The organism is Rhizobium phaseoli, assembly GCF_001664385.1.
Taxonomy (GTDB): domain Bacteria; phylum Pseudomonadota; class Alphaproteobacteria; order Rhizobiales; family Rhizobiaceae; genus Rhizobium; species Rhizobium phaseoli.
In genome coordinates this window covers 352,724-375,509 of record NZ_CP013532.1, presented here as the reverse complement: position 1 = coordinate 375,509, position 22,786 = coordinate 352,724, and the positions used below count along the sequence as shown (strand labels likewise).

The following is a 22,786-nucleotide window of genomic DNA, read 5'->3' as shown; positions in this document are numbered from 1 at the left end:
TACAGAGCTAGAAAAGATGAAAACCAAACAGCCGCCCCCGGCGCTTCAGGTGGTGATGAAAGAAGCCAGACGGGCCATTCGGCCGCTTATCTGGTTCAGCGGCGCGATCAACGTGCTGATGCTGACCGGGGCGCTTTACATGCTGCAGGTCTATCACCGCGTGCTGTCCAGCCACAGTCTCGAGACGCTGCTGATGCTATCGCTGATGGCGGCAGCCGCACTTGCGGCAATGGCGGGGCTGGAGGTGGTGCGCGGGCGCCTTCTGGCAACCGTTGGATCGTGGATGAACGCGCGGCTGGCGCCCGTTCTGCTGACGGCATCGGTAGAATATGCCGCCGCAAAACCCGGCCAGGCCAACGCCCGCCCACTGCGCGACCTCGACCAGGTCCGGAATTTCTTCACCAGCCCGAGCATCTTCCCGATTCTCGATGCGCCTTGGGCGCCGCTGTTTTTCGCCGCCATCTTCTTCATGCATCCCTGGCTGGGCTGGCTGGCGCTGTCGGGCGGCGGGGTGCTGTTTGCACTGGCCTTGCTCAACGAATGGCTGACACGCAAGCCGTTGACCGAGGCCACCAGCGCACAGTCGCGCGCCTACACCCAGGCCGAGGCGGCGATCCGCAACGCCGAGGTCGTCCAGGCGATGGGCATGCTGAAGCCGCTGCTCGAAGGCTGGAAGGTGCAGCAGGACGAGGCGACCAAAGGACAGGTCGTCGCCGCAAACCGGGGCGGCATCATCTCGGCCATCGCGCGTTGCCACCGGCTGGCTCTGCAAATGGGAATATTGGCCCTCGGGGCCTATCTCGTCCTGCGCAACGAGGCTTCCCCGGGCATCATGGTCTCCGCCTCCATCCTGATGGGCCGCGCGCTCTCGCCAGTCGAGCAGGCGATCGGCACGTGGAAGGCGACGGTCGGCGCGCGCGCCGCCTACCGGCGCCTCACCGCCGTCGCCGGCGAGCACCCAGAGGCCGCGCCGGTTCCGGCAATGCCGCGGCCGACAGGCCGGTTCGAGGCCGACAATATCGTGCTTGCTCGACAGGGCGGCGAACATATTCTGAAAGGGATCAACTTCCGTCTCGAGCCGGGTGAATCCATGGCTTTGATCGGCCAGAGCGGCGCCGGCAAGACGAGCCTGGCACGCATCCTGGCCGGGGCCTGGCGCCCTTCCGGCGGGCGGGCTTTGCTCGATGGCATGGATGTCGCCCAATGGGCGGCGGAGGACCGCGGTCATCATGTCGGCTACCTGCCGCAGGACATCGAGCTTTTCGCCGGCAATGTCTGCGAAAATATCTGCCGCTTCGCCACGGTCAGTCCCGTGGTGTTCGACAAGGCAGTCAAGGCAGCGCGGCTGGCGGGCGTCCACGACCTCATCAAAGGCCTGCCGAAGGGTTACCTGACCGAGATCGGCGAAACCGGCGCGGTGCTGTCGGGCGGACAGCGCCAGCGCATCGGCCTGGCGCGGGCGCTCTACGGCGATCCGGCGCTCATTATCCTGGACGAGCCCAATTCGAACCTCGACCGGGAGGGCGAGGAGGCCTTGATCGCAGCGCTCGGCACTGTCAAGGCGGCGGGCACGACCGTCATCCTGATCGCGCACCGACCGAACATCATGGAAACCGTCGACAAGATACTGGTTCTCAACCGAGGCCAGCAGGACCTGTTCGGTCCGCGCGACCATGTCTTCAATGAACTCGCCGCACGTGTCCGCAAGGTCGCCCAGATGCCGACGATCGTGGCAAAGTCGCAAGGAACGAAACAGCCATGACGGATATGAAGGTCGTCCCGTTACCGGTTTCGCCGCCCGCTGCGCCAATCCCCCTGCGTCTCACAGGCGTAACGGTCACGGGCTTCGCGATCATATTCCTGTTCTTCGGCATGGCCGGAGGCTGGGCGACACTTGCGCCGCTGGACAGCGCCGCAGTGGCGCCTGGAGTCATCAAGGTGGCCGGCGACCGGAAACTCATCCAGCATCTGGAGGGCGGCATCATCGCTGACTTGAACGCCGCCAATGGCGATGTCGTCAAGGCGGGCAAGGTTCTCATCCAGCTCGACAGCACGCAGGCGCGGACGAAGCTCGACCTGGTCCAGAACCGGATCGCAACGCGTGAGGCGCTGGCCGCGCGGCTGCGTGCCGAGCGGGACGACAAGGCCGAGATCGAATTCGATCCTGCCTTGCTGGCAAACTCGAGCAAGTCAGCAAAGGACGCCGTGGCCGCTCAGCGCGACGTCTTTGCGGCGAAGCACCACAATCTGCAGGACGAGCGCGAAATTCTCAGCCAACGCCGGCGCCAGACCCAGGAAGAGATCACCGGACTGCAGGAGCTGATCGTCACCGAGGACAAGCAGATCGAGGTCTTCGAGGGTGAAACCAAGGACCTCGAAAGCCTGCTCAAGCGTGGCCTCGTCACCCGCGAACGCGGCCTGCTGCTCACCCGGCAACAGCGGGAAGTCGAGGGCGATCGCGCCACCAATGTCGCGGCCATTGCCCGCGCCAAGAGCGCCATGGCCGAGATCGACATGCAGATCCTCAATCTCAGCACGTTGCGGCTGAACGAAGCGGTCGAAGAGCTGAGCAAGGTCGAGGCGGAACTGGTCGATCTCAGGCAGGAGGAGCGGTCCGCCAAGGACGTGCTTGCCCGCACCGATATCATCGCACCGGTTGACGGCATCGTCATGGACCTGAAGGTCCATACCGCGGGCGGTGTCGTCAAACCCGGCGAGACCCTGATGACGGTCGTACCGCTCGGGCAGCAACTGGTGGTCGAGGCCATGGTCCGGCCGGAGGATGTCGAAACGATCGCGCCCGGGCAGCGCGCGCGCGTCAGCTTCCCGGCCTTTGCGCGCTACAACCTGCCGCCGCTCGAGGGCGTCGTCGGGATCGTCTCGGCCGACCGAATGGTGGAAGAACGCAGCGGCGCACCCTATTTCGCCGCAACCGTGCTGATCGACAAGAGCGAACTCGCCAAGCTGGAGGGCCGCAAGCTCATGCCCGGCATGTCGAGCGAGGCGATGATCCGGACGGGTGCCCGCACCGTGCTCTCCTATCTGGCCGAGCCGATCACCCAGAATTTCCGTCGGGCGATGCGGGAAAAATAGCCGCAGCGCCCGAACCCACAACAATCACGCCGCCTTGGCGGCGTGATATTCCTTGATGGCGACCATCTTGATTGCCGGATAACGCTCCGCCTCGTAGCGCAGCGAGAAGGCATCCTGGGCGAGGAAGACGGGATCGCCGTCGAGATCGCGGGCGATATCACCGCGTTTGACGGTCAGGAATTTTTCCAGATCAGCCGGCTGATCGGCCGAGATCCAGCGGCAGACGGAGAAGCGCGACATTTCGAAGGAGACCGGCAGGCCGTATTCGGCCATCAGCCGCTCCTTCAGCACGTCGAGCTGCAGGGCGCCGACGACGCCGACGATTGCCGGCGAGCCGTCCTCCGGCGAGAACAGCTGGACGACGCCCTCCTCGGCCATCTGCTGCAGAGCTTCCTTGAGCTTTTTCGCCTTCATCGCATCTTCGAGACGCACGCGCCGCAGGATCTCCGGCGAGAAGTTCGGCACGCCCTGGAAGACCAGCGATTCACCTTCGGTCAGCGTATCGCCGATGCGCAGCGTCCCGTGATTGGGAATGCCGACGACATCACCGGCATAGGCGGTGTCGGCCAGCTGGCGCTGCGAGGCGAAGAAGAATTGCGGCGCCGTCAGGCCGAGCTGCTTGCCGGTGCGGGCGAGCCTCGCCTTCATGCCGCGCTCGAGCTTGCCGGAGCAGATGCGGGCAAAGGCGATGCGGTCGCGGTGGTTGGGATCCATGTTGGCCTGGATCTTGAAGACGAAGGCCGTCATCTTGTCGTCGGTCGCGTGCACCGTCCTGGTATCGGCGACCTGGTCGCGCGGCGGCGGGGCGAATTCGCCGAGCGCATTGATCAGATCACGAACGCCGAAATTGCGCAGCGCCGAGCCGAAGAAGACCGGCGTCATATGGCCTTCGAGGAAAGAGTCGCGGTCGAAGGGACGGCAGGCCTCGATCGCCAGCTCGGTCTCGTCGATGAAGGCCTGGCGCTCGTTTTCCGGCAGCCTGCCGGCAACGGCCTGCGGGCCATTGACCGGCGTGGTCTCAACTTCGGTGTCGGAACCGCGGGCGGTGCTGTTGGCCAGGTGATAGGAGCCGCAGAAGGTCTTCGAGCGGCCGATCGGCCAGGTGATCGGCGCCGTATCCAGCGCCAGCTTCTCCTCCACCTCGTCGAGGATCTCGAAGGGATCGCGGCTTTCGCGGTCCATCTTGTTGATGAAGGTAATGATCGGGATATCGCGCATGCGGCAGACTTCGAAGAGCTTCAGCGTGCGCGGCTCGATGCCCTTGGCGGCGTCGATGACCATGACGGCGGCGTCGACGGCGGTCAGCGTGCGATAGGTGTCGTCGGCAAAGTCCTCGTGGCCGGGCGTGTCGAGGATGTTGAAGACATTGTCGTTATATTCGAAGGTCATCACCGAGGTGACGACGGAGATGCCGCGCTCGCGCTCGATCTTCATCCAGTCGGAGCGCGTCTGCATGCGATCCTTCTTCGCCTTAACTTCGCCGGCAAGCTGGATGGCGCCGCCGAACAGCAGCAGCTTTTCGGTGAGCGTCGTCTTGCCCGCGTCCGGGTGGGCGATAATAGCGAATGTGCGGCGGCGGGAGACCGCCTCGGCGAGACTTTCGGCCATATTATGAATCCTGTGGAATTGCCGCGTATCTAGCGATTAAAGCCCGGCATTGCAATTGACCTCGGCGCTGCGGGCGCAAAGTAATGGGCCATGACCATTCATCACGACACGCGCCCGACGCTGAACCTCATCCGCCTGGCCAATGGCGAAGACCTCGACCTGCCCGCCTATGAAAGCAAGGGGGCGGCCGGCATGGACCTGCGCGCCGCCGTCGACGGCGATGCGCCGCTGACGCTTCTGCCCGGCAAGCGGGCGCTGGTGCCGACCGGCTTCATCTTCGAAATCCCCGAGGGTTTCGAAGGCCAGGTGCGGCCGCGCTCCGGCCTCGCCTTCAAGCACGGCATCACCTGCCTCAACTCACCCGGCACCGTCGACAGCGACTATCGCGGCGAAGTGAAGGTGCTGCTCGCCAATCTCGGCGAGGAAGCCTTCGTCATCGAACGCGGCATGCGCATCGCCCAGATGGTAATTGCGCCGGTCACCCAGGCACGGGTGGCCGAGATTACATCGGCAAGCGAAACCGCGCGCGGCGCAGGCGGCTTCGGCTCCACTGGAGTCTGAACCGTGTCGCGATCTTTCAGATTCGCTTGTCACGCTTCAGGTCTTTGTTCGCGCATGTCTTTATCGCGAAACCGCTGCACAGTTTTGCGAGACCTGCTCTGATGGCAAAGCGCCTGGACGGCGCGGGCGTGACCTTTCGGCAGGATTATTTCGGCGATCCCGCCGGCTGGGCTGCGCTTGTCCGCCTGCTCCAGGATATTTTCGGCATCGACATCGGTCCGCTGCAGCAGCTTGGCGGCCCCGATCCCACCAGCATGCCGTTCGGCTGGTTTGACGCCGACGGCGAGCTTGCGGCCAATCTCTCGGCCTTTGCGCTGCCCTTCGTCCTCAACGGCAGGATCGTCCATGCTGCCGGGCTGCAATCGGGCGCGGTGCGGCCGCCATGGCGCGGCCGCGGGCTTTATCGCGATCTGACAGTGAAGGCGCTCGACTGGTGCGAGCGGCAGGGCTTCGAAGCCGTCATCCTCTACACCGACAAACCGTCGCTCTATGAGCCTTACGGTTTTCGCGCGATGCCGCTGCACCGATATGTGGGAACGGCACCCACCCCCGCGATTGATGGCGCCACAGCCGCCCGGCCGCTTTTGCCGGCGAATGCGGACGATCTCGCCCTGCTGCAACTGCTGCTGAAAGCACGCAGCCCGGTTTCGACGACGCTCTCGGTGACCACAAATGCGGCGATGTTTCTCATCAACACGCAGCTCGATCCCGATGTCCGCATCAGCTTCCTGGAAGACTGCTAGGCCGTCATCGCCTGGAAGACGGATGGGACAGGCCGCTTCAGCCTTCTCGATGTCGTGGCAGCGGAGATCCCGTCACTTGCCGCGATCCTCGGCGGGCTCGACATTGCCTCGGCGACCGTCGAGGTGCTCTTCCGGCCGGACAAGCTCGACTGGACAGGCGCGCCGCAGTCGTTTGAAGGCGGAACGACGCTGATGCTGCGCGGGCTCGGCGACGCCGCTCCGCATTTTCCGGCGATGCTCTCGCCGATGGCAGATTTCTAGCCCGTTCGCCGATCTAAAGCGCGTCGCATCAAACTTGATTCATGCAACGCGCTTTAGCTCTTTGTTTCTATGCATGTCGTTGTCCCGGAACCGCTGCGCACTTCCGGTCGGCATGCATTATTTCCCCCGTGACAGCGGCGGCAGGCGGCGCTTGACGGGCGAGGCTTTGATCATCGCGGTGTTGGTCTCCGCGCGTTCGGCGACTCTGTCCAGGAGGCCGTCGAGTTCCGCCATCGAGCGGATGACCAGGCGGGCGATAAAGCAATCCTCGCCGGTCACCTTGTCGCATTCGACGATTTCGGGAATTTCCTGAATGAGGCGCTCGACGACATGCAACTGCCCCGGCAGCGGACGCACGCGGACGATCGCCTGCAGGGGGTAGCCGACGGCGGCGGGATCGAGATCGATGGTGAAGGCCATGATGACGCCGCGCTCCTCCAGCCGGCGCAGACGCTCGGCAGCACTCGGCGAGGAAAGCCCCACCTGCTGTGCCAGCTCCTTCAGCGAGATCCGGGCATTGCCGGCCAGCGCTTCGAGAATGGCCTGATCGATCTCATCAAGCGGCTGGACATCGTTAGGCATGATGATGAAGTTTCCTTTTATTATTAGGTCGCACCGGCGAACTGCATTTTTATCATTATATAATTTCGGCTGTTCCTGCAATATTATCACCCCAGCAAAAACGGAGGCGATCATGAGCGGTGACATCAAAAGAGGGACAGCGGAAATGACGGCAGCGATGCTGATCTCGGGGACGATCGGCTGGTTCGTCGTCATGTCGGGCCAGCCGGTCAGCGGCGTGGTTTTCTGGCGCTGCCTGTTCGGCGCGATCACCCTGCTTGTCATCTGCGGCGCTCTCGGGCTGCTGCGGCCAGGCATCCTCACGCTGCGCACCTTCGCCATCGCCGTGCTCGGCGGCATCGCCATCGTCGTCAACTGGCTGCTGCTGTTTGCCTCCTATTCGCATGCGACGATCTCGATCGCCACCACCGTCTACAACACCCAGCCGTTCATGCTGTTGGTGCTCGGCGCGCTGTTTCTCGGCGAGAAGATCACCGCCGCCAAGCTGTTCTTGCTGACGCTTGCCTTTGCCGGGATGATGGCGATCGTTCAGGCAAAACCGGGTGGAAGCGGCGATACATTCGAGAGCTACAGCCTCGGAATCCTGATGGCGCTGGGCGCGGCTTTCTTCTACGCGCTGGCAGCGCTTGCCGCGAAGTGGCTGAAGGGCACGCCGCCGCATCTGATCGCACTGATCCAGGTCGCAACCGGCATGCTGATGCTGGCGCCGATGACGGATTTCTCGCAGTCCCCTCAGGACGCCGAAAGCTGGGCAATCCTCGTTTCCATCGGCGTCGTCCACACTGGACTGATGTATGTGCTGCTCTACGGCGCCATCCAGCGTCTGCCGACCCATCTGACCGGGGCCTTGTCCTTCCTCTATCCGATCGCCGCAATCCTCGTCGACCGGCTGGCCTTCGGCCACGCGCTGCAGCCGATGCAGATCGCAGGCGCCGCCATCATTCTTTTGGCTGCCGCCGGCATGAACCTCGGCTGGACACCACGCTGGCTGCGGCCGCGGGCACTTCAAGGCTGACAAGAAGCGGACAGGCACGGACGGCAGGCATTTCTTCTGGTGATGGACCCATCAACGCCGGTCGATTGATGGCACGGCTTGGCGGATATAAAACATCGCGGAAGAGGGAGCCCATCCATGAGCCTTGCCGCCTTGCTTGCCTATGCCGGAGCGCTGTTCATCGCCGCCGCCATTCCCGGCCCCGGGATTACCGCGATCGTCGCCCGCGCGCTCGGCTCGAATTTCCGCGAGACCTTCTTCATGGGCCTCGGCCTGGTGCTCGGCGACATGACCTATCTCACCGCGGTCATTCTCGGCCTTGCCTTCGTGGCGCAGACCTTCACCGAAGTCTTTGTCGCCATCAAGATCGCGGGCGCCCTCTATCTCGCCTATATCGCCTGGAAACTCTGGACGGCAGGGCTGCTGCCGCAGGACATCGCGGCGAAGAAATCCAGCAATATCGGCCTGTCCTTCCTCTCCGGCCTGCTGGTGACGCTCGGCAATCCGAAGACGATGCTGTTCTATGTTGCGCTGGCGCCGACGCTGATCGATATCGGCAATATCGGCTTGCGCGACTATGTGATGCTGCTCGCCGTCACCTTCGTCGTGCTGATTGCCGTGCTCGTGCCCTATATGCTGCTTGCCTCGCGGGCCCGCACGATGCTCAAACAACCGCGCGCCCTGCAGGCGCTGAACCGGGTCGCGGCCGGCATCCTGGCGGGCACCGCCGCCTTCATCGCCACGCGGGCGGCCTGAAATAAACATCCGCCAAGAAGCGGTTTTCAAAGCTTTTTTTCTTCGACTCCGGCTCCGCCGGCATCAACGCGGGCTGGCCTCATTCGACCTTTGCCCCTATTCTCCTTTCGATTTCAGGGACCGAAGTCCAAAGGGAGGCATCCATGTCGCACAAGCCCGGCCGCGGCCGCATCTATTCCTCGATCACCGAGACCATCGGCAACACGCCGCTCGTGCGCTTCGACAAGCTGGCGCGGGAAAAGGGCGTGGTGGCCAACCTGATCGGCAAGCTCGAATTCTTCAACCCGATCGCCTCGGTCAAGGATCGCATCGGCGTGGCGATGATCGAAAGCCTGGAAGCGCAAGGCCGGATCACCCCCGGCAAGTCCGTGCTGATCGAGCCGACCTCCGGCAACACCGGCATCGCGCTCGCCTTTGCCGCTGCCGCCAAAGGTTATCGGCTGATCCTCACCATGCCGGAAACCATGTCGGTCGAGCGCCGCAAGATGCTGGCGCTGCTCGGCGCCGAGCTGGTGCTGACCGAAGGCGCCAAGGGCATGAAGGGCGCGATCGCCAAAGCCGAGGAACTGGCGGAGTCGCTTCCCGACGCCATCATTCCGCAGCAGTTCGAAAACCCGGCCAATCCCGAAATTCACCGCAAGACGACCGCGGAAGAAATCTGGAACGACACCGACGGCACGGTCGACATCGTCATCTCCGGCATCGGCACCGGCGGCACGATCACCGGCGTCGGCCAGGTGCTGAAAAGCCATAAGCCCGAAATCCAGATCATCGCCGTCGAGCCCGCCGATTCCCCCATTCTCTCCGGCGGCAATCCCGGCCCGCACAAGATCCAGGGCATCGGCGCCGGCTTCGCGCCAAAAATCCTCGACACCGGCATCTACGACGAGGTCGTCACCGTCACCAACGACGAAGCCTTCGAACAGGCGCGGCTGGTCGCAAGACTCGAGGGCGTGCCGGTCGGCATCTCCTCGGGTGCGGCGCTGACGGCAGCAATCAAGGTCGGCAGCCGTCCCGAGAATGCGGGCAAGAATATCGTCGTGATCATCCCGTCCTTCGCGGAGCGTTATCTCTCGACGGCATTGTTTGAGGGGCTGGGGAGCTAAAGTGGGCCGTGGCCGAGTCTTTCGGCCGGCGCTTTGTCTTGGCTAACATTGGGGCGCTTCAGCGCCCCTTCTCTTGTGCCATCATCTGCATCCCAATCGAAGTGGGACGAAAGTTCTATGGCAGTCCGCAATAATGATTGCCGATGTGCAGCTGAGCTCGTTGAATGCATGTGTTTGCCAACCTTCGCCATGACTTCCGACAGCGTCGCGTTCAGGCGGTTCAGCGCAGTGTGCTCCCTCGTCCGCTCCGGAGCGTAGCGCGATATGATGTACTCACGCTTTGTTGTCATTGCCTCCAGATGCAGGGCGGTTTTCTTTCTCAGTTTGAGTTTATCAACGAACATTGGCTCAGCGAGGTTGTGCATGCGTTTTCGTATTTCCTCGGGAGCAACGCCCTCATAGCGTAGGAAGGCATTTAGGTAGAGTTCAATAGCATGAATGGCGCACATTCGAGCCGGTGCGAGGGATAGTGCAACCTGCTTCCGACCCTCGTTGAACAGGAGTTTGGAAGCGTCAAAGTAGGCATTCGCCAAGTCTAGAACTTCCAAGGGATTGGCGTTTGAGCCCGGATATTCATTACTCATGGGCATTCCCGGCAACAGGCTTTCTCATCCCTCACCTCCGACCGACCATGTCGGACGGACCGACATCATCCTCGAAATTTTTCCAGCCGAAGCTAATATTGTAAATAGCGACGAAATGAGGAGAGGCTCTTACCGCTAACGGATAAGCAACACAGCGCGATCGCGGCCGCCAGCATTCCCGCCATGGCAGCGACCCATCGTTCCGTCGCGGTTGATTCGCCGACGGCGACATAACCTTATAATCCAGCGCATCAGCGTCACCGAAACAGCCATCAGCGCAACCGCGATCGGCAGATCGCTGGCGGCCCGACGACTAAAAGTTCAAAATATTTGCGCGCATTCGCCCTACGCCGCCGCCGTTAACCTCTCCCCGGCGATGCGATAGGAAATCGCCTCGGCCAGATGCAGGCGGCCGACGGTTGGTTTGCCGTCGAGATCGGCAAGGGTGCGGGCGACCTTGAGGACGCGGTGGTAGCCGCGGGCGGAGAATTTCATTTTTTCGGCGGCGTCGCGGAGGAGCTGCAGGCCGGCGGCGTCGGGTTCGGCGAGTTTCTCGATCATCGCGGTGGAGCAGCGGGCGTTGGTGCCGATGCCCTTGGCGCCGGCGGCTTCGAAGCGCTCCTGCTGGAGTTCGCGGGCGCGGGCGACGCGGCGGGCGACGTCGGCGCTCGCCTCGGCCACCATCGGGCGGATGAGATCGGCGGCGGAGACGGCGGGCACGTCGATGCGGATGTCGATGCGGTCCATCAGCGGGCCGGAGATGCGGGCCTGGTAATCGCTCATGCAGCGCGGGCCGCGGGCGCAGCTGTGGCCGGGTTCGCCGGCCATGCCGCAGCGGCAGGGGTTCATGGCGGCGATCAGCTGGAATTTCGCCGGATAGGAGACGCGGTGATTGGCGCGGGCAATGACGCATTCGCCGCCTTCGAGCGGCTGGCGTAGCGCGTCGAGCGCCTGCGGCGTGAATTCGGGAAACTCGTCGAGGAAGAGCACGCCGTGATGGGCGAGCGAGGCTTCGCCCGGACGGGCGCGCAGGCCCCCGCCGACCAGCGCGGCCATGGTGGCGGAATGATGCGGGGTGCGGAAGGGCCGGCGATCGGAGAGCTTGCCGCCGGTGAGCTGGCCGGCGATCGAATGCACCATCGAGACTTCCAGCAATTCGGCCGCCGAGAGCGGCGGCAGGATCGACGGCAGCCTTGCCGCCAGCATCGACTTGCCGGAGCCAGGCGGGCCGACCATCAGCAGATTGTGGCCGCCGGCCGCCGCCACTTCGAGCGCGCGCCTGGCGCTTTCCTGGCCCTTGATCTCGGCAAGATCCGGCAGGTTGGCGGCATTGGCGCGGATCGACGGCTCCGGCCGCGACAGCACCTGGGTGCCGCGGAAATGATTGGCAAGGGCAATCAGGCTGCGGGGGGCGAGGATATTGACCTCGGCGCCGGCCCAGGCGGCCTCGGCGCCGCTTTCGGCCGGGCAGATCAGCCCCTTGCCGAGCGCATTGGCGCCGATCGCGGCCGGCAGCGCGCCTGCAATGGCGGCGATCGTGCCGTCGAGATTGAGTTCGCCGACGACGACATAATCCGACAGCGCATCGGCGGGAATGGCACCGAGTGCGGCCATCAAAGCAAGCGCGATCGGCAGATCGAAATGCGAGCCTTCCTTCGGCAGATCGGCCGGGGCCAGATTGACGGTCACTCGCTTTGCCGGCAGCGCCAGGCCGGAGGCATGAAGGGCCGCCTGCACCCGCTCGCGGCTTTCGGCCACCGCCTTATCAGGCAGTCCGACGATCTGCATGCCGATCTTTCCGGGCGCGATCATGACCTGGACCTCGACCGGCACGCCTTCTATGCCCTGGAATGCCACCGTACTGACACGCGCGACCATATGCCCATCCCCTGCCCGCAAACTCTTATACCGCCCGCAACCCTTCAGGGCCAGCGGTTGCAATCTGGCACGGAAGCAGGAATAAAACAAGAACGATCAAGGAACGTTTTCAGATATGAGGGGTGACCGGGGTTGTACCCGGTCACAGCAGGCGTGGGGCTGAAGCCGCAGGCTCAGCCGCGCTTGCGCTCGATCGCATCCCAGAGCAAGGCTGCGATATCGGCGCCGCCGAACTTTTTCACCTCGCGGATACCCGTCGGCGAGGTGACATTGATCTCGGTCATGTAATCGCCGATCACGTCGATGCCGACGAGGAGGAAGCCGCGCTCCCTCAGCGCCGGGCCGATGCGTTCGCAGATTTCCTTTTCGCGCGGCGTCAGCTCGGTCGCCTCGGCGCGGCCGCCGACATGCATGTTGGAGCGGCTGTCATGTTCGGCCGGCACGCGGTTGATGGCACCGGCAAATTCGCCGTCGACCAGGATGATGCGTTTGTCGCCCTTGCGCACGTCCGGCAGATATTGCTGAGCGATGAAGGGTTCGCGGAACAGCTGGCCGAACATTTCCAGCAGCGAAGAGAGGTTGCGGTCGTCGCGGGTCGAATGGAAGACGCCGGCGCCGCCATTGCCGTAGAGCGGCTTCAGGATGATATCGCCCATCTCGTCGCGGAAGCGGCGGATCTCGGCCGGATCCTTGGTGATCAGCGTCTTCGGCATCAGGTCGGAAAATTCGGTGACGAAGATCTTCTCCGGCGAATTGCGCACCCAGGCCGGATCGTTGACGACGAGCGTCTTCGGGTGGATGCGCTCGAGCAGATGCGTCGAGGTGATGTAGGCCATGTCGAAGGGCGGGTCCTGGCGCAGCAGCACCACATCCATGGTCGAGAGATCGACGCGCTCGGGCGCGCCGAGCTCGAAATGATCGCCCTTGACGTCGCGCAGCAGCATCGGCTCGACGCTGGCAAAGAGCTTGCCGTCGCGGAAGCTCAGGCGTTCGGGCGTGTAATGGAAGAGCTTATAGCCGCGCGTCTGGGCTTCCAGGCTCATGGCGAAGGTGGAGTCACCTGCGATATTGATGCCGGCGACATGATCCATCTGGACCGCTACATTGGTGATCTTGGCCATTTCCATCCCTCGCTGAATGCCGGACAGATGTAGGTCGGCCCGGTATCAAACGCAACGGTCAATCAAGGCTTGCCGCCGCCACCGGTCGTCAGGCGGCGATCCCCTGATTGCTGCCATTGCGCAGCAGGTTGCGCAGGCGATAGGCGATCGCCAGGGGCATCGGGAAGGGCTTGCGTAGGAAGGCGACCTTGCGGACGTAATCGTCGACCCGCCAGCTTGCCCAGGTTCCGCCGGCGAAGAAGGCGACGTCGCCGGCACACAAGGTTCGTTCGGTGCCGTCCTCGGCGGTGATATGGACCTCGCCTTCGAGGATCATCACCGTCTCGTCCCAGCCGAAATACCAGCGGAATTCGCCTGCCGTGCAGTCCCAGATCGCCGTCAGCGACGCCTCGTCATGGCCGCGCGAATGTTCGGCGGTGCGCGCTTGCGGGTTGCCGTTGATGATCCAGTCGGGATTGATCGGCGTCGATTTCAGCGGCAGCAGGTCGCTTGCATGGGCGACGAAGGATTTGCCGGCCGGCTTCGCCACGGCATAAGGCACCGAACGCGCGGCCATGGCGACCGCACTTGCCAACATCATCTTCCAGGCCATGAAACAACCCCCAATTGTTACCCCAACAGGGATTGCGATAGCAGAGAGTCGTAAGGAGCTGGTTCAAGCCAGGACTAAAATTTTAACGATCCGAAACGGCTGGACCGGAACCGCTAAAAGGCGTCGGGGAAATGCCGCGGCAGGCGGCCGGGCGTGACCGCGACGATATCGTAGCGCTGGGAAAGACGGGCCTGATCGGCCTGGCGGGCGAGCCAGAGATCGCTTGCCGCCCTTATCCGCTTCTGGGCGGCGGCGGAGACGGCGTCGACCGCCGCAGCCTCGCCGTGGCGGGCCTTGACCTCGACGAAGACGGCGAGATCGCCCTTGCGGGCGACGATATCGATCTCGCCGAGCCGGGTGCGGTGGCGCAGCGCCAGGATGCGATAGCCTTTCAACATGAGGAAGACGGCGGCGACATATTCCGACACCAGGCCGCGGCGCAGCGCCTTTCTTCTGATGGCGGTGCGGTCGTTATCGCCCATCGGCGCCCTTCATCTCCAGCAGGCGCTGATAGAGCGCCTTGCGCGGCAGGCCGGTCAGACGCGCCGCTTCGGTGGCGGCCTTTGCGGTCGGCATCGACTTGGCGAGATCGGCAAGCACGGCCTCGACGTCGGCGTCCGGCGTTTCCACCGGCTGCGGCGGACCGACGACGAGAACGATCTCGCCCTTGACGTTGTCCACCTCTTGGTAATGGGCGGCGAGTTCCGCCAACGTGCCGCGGCGGAATTCCTCATAGGTCTTGGTCAGCTCGCGGCAGACGGAGGCCGGCCGCGTGCCGCCCAGCACATCGGCGGCGGCGAGGAGCGTGGCAGCGATGCGATGCGGCGATTCAAAGAAGATCAGTGTCGCGGGGGCGGCGGCGAGTTCACCGAGACGGTCGCGGCGGGCCTTGTCCTTGGCCGGCAGAAAACCGGCGAAGAGGAAAGCGTCGTTCGGCAGGCCTGAGCCGACAAGGGCCGCAAGCGGCGCCGAGGCGCCGGGGATGGGGACGACCCGATAGCCGGCGGCGATCGCCTGCTGCGCCAGCCGATAGCCGGGGTCGGAAACCAGAGGCGTGCCGGCATCGGACACCAGCGCCACCGAGCGGCCGGCCTCGAGCGCCTGGAGGAGACGCGGACCGGCCTCGTCGGCATTGTGTTCGTGATATGCAAAGGGACGGTTCTGGATGCCGTAGCGGTCGAGCAGAACGCGGGTGACGCGCGTATCCTCGCAGGCGAGCACGTCGGCGCCGGCCAGCGTTTCCAGCGCGCGCAGCGTGATGTCGCCGAGATTGCCGATTGGGGTGGCGACGAGATAGAGCGCCGGCTCCAGCGGCCGCGCCGGCACTGCCATATTGTGCAGACGGAAGCTTCGCCGCGTGGCCGCCTCCGCCGTCGTTTCCTCGTTCATGCCGTTTGCTTTCGTCCCGCCGTCGTCGAACCTCTATGAGGGAACCTTTATGGGCGAGCCGTACCGCTTCGGCAAGGGTTCGGATTTCTGTGAGGATTGCTCCGGAAAACCTGAAATGCGGGCCTCCCACCGCCCATGCCTCTTGCAAACCGGTGCTGAAGTCTGCCATTTTGCCCGTCCACTCCCCCGACCTCAATCGGGAAAGCATTCCTCGGGTGCTCGATGCGCCCGGACAGTCACGGTCGAAAGCGGTAGCATCCCATGCGTATTACTATTGAGCGGTCAAACCTGTTGAAATCGCTGAACCACGTGCACCGCGTGGTCGAACGTCGCAACACGATCCCGATCCTTTCCAACGTACTGCTCAAGGCCGACGGCCAGAACCTCGACATGAAGGCGACCGACCTCGACCTCGAGATCACCGAGGCGACGCCTGCCAGCGTCGAGCAGGCCGGCGCCACCACCGTTCCCGCCCATCTTCTCTATGACATCGTGCGCAAGCTGTCCGACGGCTCGGAAGTGCTGCTGGCCACCAGCACCGACGGCGGCTCGATGACGGTGCAGTCCGGCCGTTCGAAATTCTCGCTGCAGTGCCTGCCGGAATCCGACTTCCCGGATCTGACCGCCGGCACCTTCACCCACTCCTTCAAGCTGAAGGCGACCGATCTGAAGATGCTGATCGACCGCACGCAGTTCGCGATTTCGACCGAAGAGACGCGCTATTACCTCAACGGCATCTTCTTCCACACGATCGAAAGCAAGGGCGAGCTGAAGCTCCGGGCGGTCGCGACCGACGGCCACCGGCTGGCGCGCGCCGACGTGGAGGCGCCCTCCGGCTCCGAGGGCATGCCCGGCATCATCATTCCGCGCAAGACCGTCGGCGAACTGCAGAAGCTGGTCGACAATCCGGAAGCGATCGTCACCGTCGAGGTGTCCGACGCCAAGATCCGCATGACGATCGGTTCGATCGTCCTGACCTCGAAACTGATCGACGGCACCTTCCCGGACTATCAGCGCGTCATCCCGACCGGCAACGACAAGGAAATGCGCGTCGACTGCACGAGCTTCGCCCAGGCCGTCGACCGCGTCTCGACCATCTCTTCCGAGCGCGGCCGCGCCGTGAAGCTGGCGCTATCCGAGGGGCAGCTGATGCTGACCGTCAACAATCCCGATTCCGGCAGCGCCACGGAAGAGGTCGCCGTCGGCTACGATACCGACGCGATGGAAATCGGCTTCAACGCCAAGTACCTGCTCGACATTACCGCGCAGCTTTCCGGCGAGGAAGCGATCTTCCTGCTGGCCGATGCCGGCTCGCCGACGCTGATCCGCGACACGGCCGGCGACGATGCGCTTTACGTGCTGATGCCAATGCGCGTCTGACGGGAACGAAGGCCGCCAGCCATTGTTTTCCTCCTGTCAAAACGGGAGGATCTCCTCATGAAAAAGACCGGAACTGTGCGTATCGGCATATCCGGCTGGACCTATGCGCCCTGGCGCGGCCAATTCTATCCCAAGGGTCTGCCGCAGAAGCACGAGCTTTCCTATGCCGCCCGGCATTTCCGTTCGATCGAGATCAACGGCACTTTCTACGGATTGCAGCGGCCTGAAAGCTTCGGCCGCTGGCGCGACGAAACGCCCGAGGATTTCGTCTTCGCAGTCAAGGGCTCGCGCTTCATCACTCATATGAAGCGATTGCAGGAGATCGAGACGCCGCTTGCCAATTTCTTCGCATCCGGCCTGTTGCGGCTCGGCCCCAAGCTTGGCCCTATCCTCTGGCAGTTTCCGCCGAACATGGCCTTCGACCCTGCGCTTTTCGAAAGCTTCTTGTCGCTGCTGCCGCATGACTGCGATGCCGCGATCGCGCTTGCGAAACGCCATGACGGCCGCCTCAAAGGGCGAGCCTGGCTGAAAAGCGACGCCGACCAGCCGATCCGCCATGCTTTCGAGATCCGCCACGACAGCTTCCGCTCGCCAGCCTTCATCGAGATGCTGAGGCGTCACAACGTCGCGCTCGTCTGCGCCGATACGGTGGAGTGGCCGCTGTTGATGGACATCACCGCCGATTTCATCTATTGCCGCCTGCATGGTTCCGAGCAGCTCTATGTCAGTGGCTATGAGGATGAAGCGCTCGATCTGTGGGCCGAGCGCATTCGCGCCTGGGCAACCGGCGGGGAACCTGAACATGCGACGCGGGTGCTTGCGCCGTTGCCGTCGCGCAAGAAGGGCCGCGACGTCTATCTCTATTTCGACAATACCGACAAGAAGCTGCGTGCGCCCGTCGACGCCGATCATCTCGGCGAAAGGCTTGCCGATCTCATGCCTCGTTCCGACCGAAAGGCCGCATGAGTTGTTGATGCCGATGTCCTTATCGCGAAAATCCTTGTCGCGGGAGCGACAAGCAGCATATTAACACAGTCGATCAACGTGCGGATGGGTGGAGAATGCGTTTACGGGTCAAGGTGAGGGAACAGCTCGGGAAGAGATTCGATGAGGAAATCCGCTTCTTCCGGGGCATGATGCAGGGGCCGAAGACGGTGGGCTCGATCGTGCCGACCTCCTCGATCACCGCCAAGCGCATGGCCAGCGTCATCGATATGCATTCGGGGCTGCCGGTCCTCGAACTCGGGCCGGGCACGGGCGCCATCACCAAAGCGATCCTCGGCCGCGGCGTGAAGCCGGACAATCTGGTCGCCATCGAATATTCGACGGATTTCCACCAGCATCTGCTGCGAGCCTATCCCGGCGTGCACTTCATCAACGGCGACGCCTTCGATCTCAAGACGACGCTCGGCGCCTTCGGCGACCAGACCTTCGATTGCGTCATCTCCTGCATTCCGCTCTTGAACTTCCCAATGGCGATGCGCGTCTCGCTGTTGGAAAGCCTGCTCGACCGCCTGCCGCCCGGCCGGCCGGTGGTGCAGATCTCCTATGGCGCGATCTCGCCGATCGCCGCCAATCCCGATCGCTACCACATTCAGCATTTCGACTTCGTCATGCGCAACATTCCGCCGGCGCAGCTCTGGATCTACAGACGCGGCTGAAATGTTCGGGATCTATATCACCCATCCGCAAGTCAAGATCGATGCCAACGTGCCGGTGCCGAAATGGGGGCTTTCCGATGTCGGCGCCGCCCGCGCCCGCAAGGCGGCCGGGAGCGATTGGGCGAGGCAATTGCGGCGCATCGTCTCCAGCGACGAGACGAAGGCGATCGAGACGGCCGAAATCCTGGCGGAAGCCTCCGGCGTGGCGATCGAAATCGTCCACGGCATGCATGAGAACGACCGTTCGGCCACCGGCTTCCTGCCGCCGCCGCAATTCGAAGAGGCGGCCAACTGGTTCTTCGCTCATCCGGAAGAAAGCTTCAAGGGCTGGGAACGCGCCGTCGACGCGCAGGCCCGCATCGTCGAGGCGGTCAATGCCGTTCTCGCCGCGCATGACGCGGCAGCCCCGATCGCCTTCGTCGGCCATGGCGGCGTCGGCACGCTGCTCAAATGCCATCTGGCCGGCCGACCCATCTCCCGCGACCGCGACCAGCCGGGCGGCGGCGGCAATCTCTATGCGTTCGGCCTTGCGGATCGCCGCTTATCATGCGACTGGACACCCATCGAAGACTGGCGGGGGTGAGTTGAAATGGACGCACGCGAGCGGTTGATCGTCGGCCTGGATGTTCCAACGATCGGCGAGGCGGAAAAATTGGTCTCCACGCTCGGCGACGACATTCTCTTCTATAAGATCGGCTATCAGCTGGTCTTTGCCGGCGGCCTCGAATTCGCCCGTGACCTGGCCGCAAGCGGCAAGAAGATCTTTCTCGACATGAAGCTGCTCGACATCGACAACACCGTCGCCTCGGGTGTCGAAAACATCGTCAGGATGGGCATGTCGATGCTGACGCTGCACGCTTATCCCAAGGCGATGCGGGCGGCGGTCGAGGCCGCGGCCGGCTCCGGCCTCTGTCTGCTCGGCGTCACCGTGCTGACCTCGATGGATGCCGAGGATCTTGCCGAGGCCGGCTATAATCTGGATCCGCACAGCCTGGTGCTGCGCCGGGCCGAACAGGCGCGCGCCGCCGGCATGGGTGGTATCGTCTGTTCGGCTGCGGAGGCGGCCGAGGTGCGCGAGGTCCTCGGACCCGACATGGCGATCGTCACACCCGGCATTCGCCCGACCGGCAGCGACCATGGCGACCAGAAGCGGGTGATGACGCCGTTCGATGCGCTGAAGGCGGGGGCGACACACCTTGTCGTTGCCCGGCCGATCGTCAAGGCGCCCGATCCCCGGCATGCCGCTCGCGCCGTGCTCAACGAAATGGTTGCCGCGCGTTGGCCGGCAAACCGCTGACGAGAAGTAAAGGGAGAAGATCATGGCCAAGGGATATTGGATCGCCCGCGTCGATGTTCGCGATGCCGAGCGCTACAAGGATTACGTGGCGGCGGCCAAGCCCGCCTTCGAAAAATACGGCGCGAATTTCCTGGCGCGCGGCGGCGCCTTGACCGAACTCGAGGGCAAGGCGCGCGCGCGCAATGTCGTGATCGAATTCCCGTCGATGCAGCATGCCGTCGACTGCTATAATTCGCCGGAATATCAAATCGCCGCCAAAATCCGCCAGGAAGTGGCGGATGCGGAAATGGTCGTCGTCGAAGGCGTCTAGAGTGCCGTGCGTCCTTTCGGACGCACAAAGGAAGCTCTAGCACTTTGAAACCAAGCATCGTGCCTTCCGAAAATCGATTCCGATTTTCAAAAAGCACGATGCGTTAGGCGACTTCGCACCCGCAAAACTGACGGCGGGATGGGCCTTCCCGTCGCGCCGGGATTGGGCTAAGACGGGTGCCGATACAGCATCCCGCACAGCCTTTCGAGGAGCCTGCCATGACCCTTGCCAACCTGCCGCCGCTCGTCACCGTGTTCGGAGGGTCCGGCTTCGTGGGCAGGCACGTGGTTCGGGCGCTCGCCAAGCGCGGTTATCGCATCCGCGTTGCGGTGCGCCGTCCTGATCTCGCCGGCTTCCTGCAGCCGCTCGGCAATGTCGGCCAGATTTCCCTAGTGCAGGCGAACCTGCGTTATCGCAACTCGATCGACCGCGCCATCGACGGCGCCAGCCACGTCGTCAACTGCGTCGGCATTCTGCAGGAGACCGGCCGCAACACCTTCGACGCCGTGCAGGAATTCGGCGCCCGCGCAGTCGCCGAGGCGGCGCGCAATGCTGGCGCGACGCTTGCCCATATTTCGGCGATTGGCGCCAATGCCAATTCCGATTCGGACTATGGCCGCACCAAGGGCCGCGCCGAAGCCGCTATCCTCTCCATCAAGCCGGATGCGGTGATCTTTCGCCCGTCGATCGTCTTCGGGCCGGAAGACAGCTTCTTCAACAAATTTGCCGATATGGCGCGCATGTCGCCGGTCCTGCCGCTGGTCGGCGGCGGCAAGACGAAATTCCAGCCTGTTTATGTCGAGGATGTCGCCGAGGCGGTCGCCCGCGCCGTCGACGGCAAGGTCCCCGCCGGCAAGGTCTATGAACTTGGCGGGCCCGAGGTGCTGAGCTTCCGCGAATGCCTCGAGACGATGCTGAAGGTGACGAGCCGCAAGAACCGGTTGGTGTCCCTGCCCTTCGGCATCGCGTCGATGATCGGCAGCATTGCCTCGCTGATCCCGTTCGTGACGCCGCCGATCACCCCGGACCAGGTGCGTCTGCTCAAGCGCGACAACGTCGTTTCCGCCGAAGCCGAATCGGAAGGCCGCACGCTGAAGGGTCTCGGCATTGTGCCAACCATGGCCGCATCGGTGCTCGAATCCTACTTGGTGCAGTATCGTCCGCACGGCCAGTACACCGGCTCCGGCAAGGCTGCCTGAACAATTTTATGCCTTCGACACAGCGCCGTTCGCGCATAGCGCGGACGGCGTTTTGCGTGTGCGTCTGAAGCAAAGCCGGCGCAAGTTTCAAATGATCTTGTGCCGGTCATACCAAGTGCAGTTGCATAAAAGACGCAGCGGAAATTTTGTGGAATTAACGCCAAATTTAGCAGGAACATTTATTGCTATTTGCCATTCCACTGACTACCAAACCCCGCGCGTCTCCAATGGACTCGACGCCTGCGAAAGCGTGCGGCAATCACTGTGAAAGGCAATACTCGATGGGCAAGTCAATCGCGCTCCTGTTTGCGTGTGCGGCGCTGGTTATCCTTGCAGGCTCCTTCGTTGCGTCCGGTTCGGTCGCGGCGGTAAAGGGCGGCTGCTCGCCGGCCTACGGCGTCGACCCTTGCTCCACGGCTTCGATCAGCCGTTGACGAAAAGGCCGGCTTTGGCGCCGGCCTCATAGAGACAAACAGCGGCCGGAGCGTCTGAACCAGGACGTTCCCAAATAAACGCTCTGTATTGGCCGCTTCAAAAGCAGCGGACGCTTACTCTCTCAAATATTGCCAGCTGGAACGTTTGCGCCTGCCGCTAGCAAGTCACTTCGCGGCGTCCGACGGGCAATTGCATCCGCGATGCGCGAATGCAATGCGGTGGAGATGGCTCAGGCGATCAGACCTGATGTCGCCATGCCGAGCAGCAACACGCCGAGAATGATGCGGTAGATAGCAAACAGCGTAAACCGGTTGCTCCTGATATAGGCGAGCAGCCATTTGACCGCGATGAAGGCGACGATCGTGGAGACGATGAAGGCGATTGCCAGCGCGGTCCAGTCTTCGCCTGCCGCGCCGCCGTCCTTGAAGGTCTTCAGCAGCTCGTAGCCGCTTGCGGCATACATGGTCGGGATGCCGACGAGAAAGGCGAATTCGGTGGCCGCGGCGCGATTGCCGGTGCCGGCCAGCATGGCGACGAAAATCGTGGCGCCGGAGCGTGAGGTTCCCGGGAAAACGCCGGCAACGATCTGGGCGATGCCGACCAGGATGGCGACGAGCCAGGTGATCTCTTTGTGAGGCGCCTTACGCGCGGCGGCCCATTCGGCAAAGATCATCCAGATGCCGCCGATGATCAGCGCCCAGGCGATCGGCGTCGCGGTTTCCGGCAGTTCGAAGCCGAGCTTCTTGACGACGAGCCCAAGAATGGCGGTGATGAGAAAGGCAACAATCAGCTTGGCGGCGTAGTCGCGATTCTCAGGCTCCCGCCAGCCGAGCACCAGATCCAGGAGACGACGCCAGTAGATGATGGTGACGGCGAGGATGGCGCCGGCCTGAATGACGATATTGAACATGTCCGACCGATGGCCGAGCCATTGCTCCGCAATGATGAGATGGCCGGTGCTCGAGATCGGCAGAAACTCGGTGATGCCCTCGATGACACCGAGAAGGGCGGCATTGATATAGTCCATAAATTGTCTCCGGTTTAAAGGTCGGTCGGACTTGAACAGCGCTTGAGCCGATCAGGCGCTGCCTCTATCCTCATTCACAAGACGTTGTTTTGTCCCTTGTCAGATGGCGTGAAAGCCGATTCGCTTGTATTGGCGGGGCCAAGCTCCTATAGCTTCAACCAATGAGTCACGACTAAGGCGCTATAAATGAGCTGCCACACAGTCCTGTA

The 22,786-nt window shown here is 63.2% G+C and carries 22 protein-coding genes and 1 pseudogene; 14 read left to right on the top strand and 9 right to left on the bottom strand.

Features of this window, described 5'->3' with window-relative positions:
- The first annotated feature begins 16 nt into the window (after positions 1 to 16).
- Complete coding sequence (locus AMC88_RS01835; protein ID WP_064824729.1) at positions 17 to 1,762, top strand: type I secretion system permease/ATPase; 1,746 nt, start codon at positions 17 to 19, stop codon at positions 1,760 to 1,762.
- Entirely contained in the window at positions 1,759 to 3,093 is a 1,335-nt protein-coding gene (locus AMC88_RS01830) for an HlyD family type I secretion periplasmic adaptor subunit (protein WP_081277712.1), read from the top strand. Before AMC88_RS01835 ends, AMC88_RS01830 begins: the two co-directional genes overlap by 4 nt.
- A 24-nt stretch (positions 3,094 to 3,117) precedes the next feature.
- On the opposite strand, the gene AMC88_RS01825 is transcribed toward AMC88_RS01830, so the two are convergent.
- Positions 3,118 to 4,701, bottom strand: a complete 1,584-nt coding sequence (locus AMC88_RS01825) for a peptide chain release factor 3 (RefSeq protein ID WP_012482380.1) — start codon at positions 4,699 to 4,701, stop codon at positions 3,118 to 3,120.
- Positions 4,702 to 4,791: 90 nt separating this feature from the next.
- On the opposite strand from AMC88_RS01825, the gene dut reads away from it, so the two are divergent.
- Positions 4,792 to 5,262: a dUTP diphosphatase gene (dut, locus tag AMC88_RS01820; protein WP_064824728.1), complete on the top strand. Its 471-nt coding sequence runs from the start codon at positions 4,792 to 4,794 to the stop codon at positions 5,260 to 5,262.
- 44 nt (positions 5,263 to 5,306) lie between these two features.
- A pseudogene (locus tag AMC88_RS33860) lies at positions 5,307 to 6,266 on the top strand (GNAT family N-acetyltransferase).
- A gap of 117 nt (positions 6,267 to 6,383) precedes the next feature.
- On the opposite strand, the gene AMC88_RS01810 reads toward AMC88_RS33860, so the two are convergent.
- Complete coding sequence (locus AMC88_RS01810; protein WP_064824727.1) at positions 6,384 to 6,848, bottom strand: Lrp/AsnC family transcriptional regulator; 465 nt, start codon at positions 6,846 to 6,848, stop codon at positions 6,384 to 6,386.
- A 112-nt stretch (positions 6,849 to 6,960) separates the two neighbouring features.
- Here AMC88_RS01810 and AMC88_RS01805 point away from each other — a divergent pair, with 112 nt between their 5' ends.
- The 3 genes from AMC88_RS01805 (at position 6,961) to cysK (ending at position 9,704) form a co-directional block, all read left to right on the top strand.
- Positions 6,961 to 7,863, top strand: coding sequence for a DMT family transporter (locus AMC88_RS01805; RefSeq protein ID WP_064824726.1), 903 nt, complete (start codon positions 6,961 to 6,963; stop codon positions 7,861 to 7,863).
- A gap of 117 nt (positions 7,864 to 7,980) precedes the next feature.
- Entirely contained in the window at positions 7,981 to 8,598 is a 618-nt protein-coding gene (locus AMC88_RS01800; RefSeq protein WP_064824725.1) for a LysE family translocator, read from the top strand.
- A 143-nt stretch (positions 8,599 to 8,741) separates the two neighbouring features.
- Complete coding sequence (gene cysK / locus AMC88_RS01795; RefSeq protein WP_064821202.1) at positions 8,742 to 9,704, top strand: cysteine synthase A; 963 nt, start codon at positions 8,742 to 8,744, stop codon at positions 9,702 to 9,704.
- On the opposite strand, the gene AMC88_RS01790 is transcribed toward cysK, so the two are convergent.
- The 6 genes from AMC88_RS01790 to rsmI form a co-directional block, all read right to left on the bottom strand.
- The gene (locus AMC88_RS01790) at positions 9,701 to 10,288 is read right to left on the bottom strand and encodes a hypothetical protein (RefSeq protein WP_029531663.1); all 588 of its coding nucleotides are present in this window, start codon (positions 10,286 to 10,288) and stop codon (positions 9,701 to 9,703) included. The two genes, cysK and AMC88_RS01790, sit on opposite strands and share 4 nt — an antisense overlap.
- A 345-nt stretch (positions 10,289 to 10,633) precedes the next feature.
- Complete coding sequence (locus AMC88_RS01785) at positions 10,634 to 12,166, bottom strand: YifB family Mg chelatase-like AAA ATPase (protein WP_064829853.1); 1,533 nt, start codon at positions 12,164 to 12,166, stop codon at positions 10,634 to 10,636.
- Positions 12,167 to 12,339: 173 nt separating this feature from the next.
- Positions 12,340 to 13,287: a glutathione synthase gene (gene gshB, locus AMC88_RS01780; RefSeq protein ID WP_064821200.1), complete on the bottom strand. Its 948-nt coding sequence runs from the start codon at positions 13,285 to 13,287 to the stop codon at positions 12,340 to 12,342.
- Between the two features lie 88 nt (positions 13,288 to 13,375).
- Positions 13,376 to 13,879, bottom strand: a complete 504-nt coding sequence (locus AMC88_RS01775) for a cupin domain-containing protein (protein ID WP_064824711.1) — start codon at positions 13,877 to 13,879, stop codon at positions 13,376 to 13,378.
- Positions 13,880 to 13,992: 113 nt separating this feature from the next.
- The gene (locus AMC88_RS01770; RefSeq protein ID WP_016735015.1) at positions 13,993 to 14,361 is read right to left on the bottom strand and encodes a YraN family protein; all 369 of its coding nucleotides are present in this window, start codon (positions 14,359 to 14,361) and stop codon (positions 13,993 to 13,995) included.
- Complete coding sequence (gene rsmI, locus AMC88_RS01765) at positions 14,351 to 15,268, bottom strand: 16S rRNA (cytidine(1402)-2'-O)-methyltransferase (RefSeq protein ID WP_012482367.1); 918 nt, start codon at positions 15,266 to 15,268, stop codon at positions 14,351 to 14,353. Before rsmI ends, AMC88_RS01770 begins: the two co-directional genes overlap by 11 nt.
- Before the next feature lie 261 nt (positions 15,269 to 15,529).
- Here rsmI and dnaN point away from each other — a divergent pair, with 261 nt between their 5' ends.
- The 7 genes from dnaN to AMC88_RS01730 all read left to right on the top strand — a co-directional run bounded on the left by dnaN (position 15,530) and on the right by AMC88_RS01730 (position 21,115).
- Complete coding sequence (gene dnaN, locus AMC88_RS01760) at positions 15,530 to 16,648, top strand: DNA polymerase III subunit beta (RefSeq protein WP_064824710.1); 1,119 nt, start codon at positions 15,530 to 15,532, stop codon at positions 16,646 to 16,648.
- A 57-nt stretch (positions 16,649 to 16,705) separates the two neighbouring features.
- Positions 16,706 to 17,614, top strand: coding sequence for a DUF72 domain-containing protein (locus AMC88_RS01755; RefSeq protein ID WP_064824709.1), 909 nt, complete (start codon positions 16,706 to 16,708; stop codon positions 17,612 to 17,614).
- A gap of 95 nt (positions 17,615 to 17,709) precedes the next feature.
- The gene (pmtA, locus tag AMC88_RS01750; RefSeq protein ID WP_016735017.1) at positions 17,710 to 18,309 is read left to right on the top strand and encodes a phospholipid N-methyltransferase PmtA; all 600 of its coding nucleotides are present in this window, start codon (positions 17,710 to 17,712) and stop codon (positions 18,307 to 18,309) included.
- Position 18,310: 1 nt separating this feature from the next.
- On the top strand, positions 18,311 to 18,892 hold the full coding sequence (locus AMC88_RS01745; RefSeq protein WP_016735018.1) for a histidine phosphatase family protein: 582 nt from the start codon (positions 18,311 to 18,313) through the stop codon (positions 18,890 to 18,892).
- A gap of 6 nt (positions 18,893 to 18,898) precedes the next feature.
- The gene (gene pyrF / locus AMC88_RS01740; RefSeq protein ID WP_016735019.1) at positions 18,899 to 19,606 is read left to right on the top strand and encodes an orotidine-5'-phosphate decarboxylase; all 708 of its coding nucleotides are present in this window, start codon (positions 18,899 to 18,901) and stop codon (positions 19,604 to 19,606) included.
- 22 nt (positions 19,607 to 19,628) lie between these two features.
- The gene (locus AMC88_RS01735) at positions 19,629 to 19,916 is read left to right on the top strand and encodes a DUF1330 domain-containing protein (protein WP_012482361.1); all 288 of its coding nucleotides are present in this window, start codon (positions 19,629 to 19,631) and stop codon (positions 19,914 to 19,916) included.
- A gap of 218 nt (positions 19,917 to 20,134) precedes the next feature.
- Positions 20,135 to 21,115: a complex I NDUFA9 subunit family protein gene (locus AMC88_RS01730; protein WP_064824708.1), complete on the top strand. Its 981-nt coding sequence runs from the start codon at positions 20,135 to 20,137 to the stop codon at positions 21,113 to 21,115.
- Positions 21,116 to 21,779: 664 nt separating this feature from the next.
- On the opposite strand, the gene AMC88_RS01725 is transcribed toward AMC88_RS01730, so the two are convergent.
- Positions 21,780 to 22,577: an undecaprenyl-diphosphate phosphatase gene (locus AMC88_RS01725; protein ID WP_010014908.1), complete on the bottom strand. Its 798-nt coding sequence runs from the start codon at positions 22,575 to 22,577 to the stop codon at positions 21,780 to 21,782.
- Between the last annotated feature and the right edge of the window lie 209 nt (positions 22,578 to 22,786).